Genomic DNA, 2,526 nt, shown 5'->3' on the forward strand with positions numbered 1-2,526 from the left:
CCCCCCCCCCCCCCCCCCCCCCTCTTCACGTCGCCGTTCAGGCGGGCGCGACCGCCCGCGAGCGCCGCATGGTGAGCACGTACTCGACCAGGGAGATCAGCACGTGCTTCGTCGACTCCCGGTTCCGGGCGTCGCAGGCCACCACGGGCACGTCGCTCGAGATCGCCAGCGCGTCCCGGACGTCCTGCGGATCGTGGTACTGCATCCCGTCGAAGCAGTTGATGGCCACCAGGTACGGCAGCCGCCGGTGCTCGAAGAAGTCGATGGCGGCGAAGCAGTCCGCCAACCGACGGGTGTCGACCAGCACGACGGCGCCGATGGCACCGCGCACCAGTTCGTCCCACATGAACCAGAACCGGGTCTGACCCGGCGTACCGAACAGGTACAGGATCAGGTCCCGGTCGATCGAGATACGACCGAAGTCCATCGCCACCGTGGTCGTCGTCTTGCCCGGCACCTGCCGGGTGTCGTCGACGCCCACGCCGGCGGAGGTCATGATCGCCTCGGTGGTCAGCGGCGTGATCTCCGATACCGAGCCGACCAGCGTCGTCTTGCCGACGCCGAATCCACCGGCGATAACGATCTTCGCCGACGTCACGCGCCCGCTCTGGGCCGGCGGCCGGTGCGACATGTCAGAGCCTGCGAAGTCCACTCAGCACCCTCTCCAGCAGTTCAGTGCCCACCGCGTCGTCGGAGTCGTCCAAAATGGTCGGCTCGTGGACCGCGACCAGGCCGTCCGTCGCCATGTCGGCGATGAGCACCCGGGCCACGCCGAGCGGAAGTTGCATCCGCGCCGCGATCTCGGCGAGCGACTGCACGCGTCCGTCACACAGCGCGGCTATGTACTGGTGTTCACGGCCCTGACCGCCGTTGCCAGTGGCAACGGCGCGACCGCGCACCGTCGTCTCGACGAGCGCCTCCAGAGCGATCTCGAGCCGGGGACGGGTACGACCGCGGGTCACGGCGTATGGACGGACCAACGCTCCGGTCGGCTCGTCACGATCGACCATGTCGCCGCTCACCTCCCTCGTACCCGGCACCGGCTCGACCCGGTGACACTCGTCGCTGTCGTAGTTGTTGCCGCTTCTGACCCACGGGTCAGCGCGTCATTCATTCAGCCCATCATTCCCACAGCCGTACGCGGCTGTGGGGTCAGGGCGTCACCCACCCGGTCGACGAGCAGAGCCATCTCGTACCCGACCTGCCCGACGTCGCAGCTACGCGCGGCGAGGACCGCGAACGACGAGCCGTCCGAGATGGACATCAGGAACAGGAATCCGTTGTCCATCTCGACGACCGTCTGGAGCACCGCCCCGCCCTCGAAGCAACGGGCGGCGCCCTGGGTCAGGCTGACCAGGCCGGACGCGATCGCCGCCAGCTGGTCCGCGCGGTCCCGCGGAAGGTCACGGGACGAGGCGAGGAGCAGGCCGTCGGCGGAGACCGCGACCGCGTGCGCCACACCGGGCACCCGATCGGCGAAGTTGGCGAGCAGCCATCCGAGATCCTGCGTACTTGTCATCCTTGTTGCTCCTTCTGCCCGCTCCCGGCCACCGGGCCTGAGCCAGACTGCGAGGACTGCTGCCCGCCCGGAGTCGCCTCCGGGCCGGCCGAGTTGCTGTCGGACGGGTTGTTACGCCCCCGCTGCACGCCCCGATGGTAGGCCGAGAGCAGACCCCGTACGCCCTCCGGCGTCCGGCGCTGCACCGACGTCGACGGCTTCTCGATACCACCGGGCACCAGCTGCGCCATCGGGGTCCGCTTGGGCAGGCCCTTCTGGGTGGTCTCGGCGACGGGGACCTCGGTGGCGGCCGAGGCGGCCCGCCAGCCGTCGTCGGCCGCGGTCTGCCAACCGGAGGGCATCTGCTGCGCTCGCCGGCTGGGCATCGCCTCGGCGTAACCGGGACGCCCGCCCCCGTTCGCCGGTCCGTTGTCGCGCGGCGCTCCGCCGGCCGCCGGGGTGTGTGCCATCGGCGTGTTACCTGTCGTTGCGGGTGTTGTCTGCTGGACGGCCCGACCGGCGGCGTCGACCTTGGCGAACTGCTGGGTCGCCGCCGCGCTGTTCCCCGCCGCGGCCTGGGCCGCGGCGGCCTCCTCGTTCGGCCCCGGCCGGCTGGTACGGAACCAGGCCGACTCGAGCTCCCGGAAGATCGGCAGTTCCATCGTCTCGTCCGCGTACCGCTGGCGGTTGGCCGCCTGCTGCGGGGTCGGCCGCGGCGCCGGTGCCGGTGCCGGCGCTGGACGGCTGACGGCCGGCGGCATGGCGGCCGGCGGGGTGTCCGGCCGGGCCACCCGCGGCAGCTCGGTGGTCATGTCCAGGCCGGCCGCGAGCCGCTCCGGCACCGCCGGGGCAGCCGGGTCGGACCCGGCGACCGGCGGCCAGGCCGGCGGGGCGCCGACGCCCGACGGCCCGGCCTGCGGGGCCGGACGCGGCGGCACCTGGCTCACCGGCGGCACGGAGACCGGCTGGCCCGGGGCGGGCGAGGCCGACACCGGTTGGCCGGAGTAGGGCTGAGCCGAGTACGGCTG

3 protein-coding genes and 1 pseudogene are annotated in these 2,526 nt (G+C 72.2%); all 4 read right to left on the minus strand.

Going from position 1 to position 2,526, the window contains the following annotated elements; genetic code table 11:
• Positions 1-37 precede the first annotated feature (37 nt).
• Complete coding sequence (locus ACL02O_RS34015; protein ID WP_412822288.1) at positions 38-631, minus strand: GTP-binding protein; 594 nt, start codon at positions 629-631, stop codon at positions 38-40.
• Position 632: 1 nt separating this feature from the next.
• Positions 633-1,010 carry a DUF742 domain-containing protein gene (locus tag ACL02O_RS34020; protein ID WP_046567086.1) on the minus strand — a complete coding sequence of 126 codons (378 nt, stop codon included), beginning with the start codon at positions 1,008-1,010 and terminating at the stop codon, positions 633-635.
• Positions 1,011-1,114: 104 nt separating this feature from the next.
• Positions 1,115-1,519 (minus strand): roadblock/LC7 domain-containing protein, encoded by a 405-nt coding sequence (locus tag ACL02O_RS34025; RefSeq protein ID WP_013731521.1) that lies wholly within the window; start codon positions 1,517-1,519, stop codon positions 1,115-1,117.
• A pseudogene (locus ACL02O_RS34030) lies at positions 1,516-2,526 on the minus strand (ATPase); the annotation flags it as partial. The pseudogene ACL02O_RS34030 and the gene ACL02O_RS34025, both read right to left, overlap by 4 nt.

This window comes from Micromonospora mangrovicola, from assembly GCF_047200535.1.
Taxonomy (GTDB): Bacteria; Actinomycetota; Actinomycetes; order Mycobacteriales; family Micromonosporaceae; genus Micromonospora.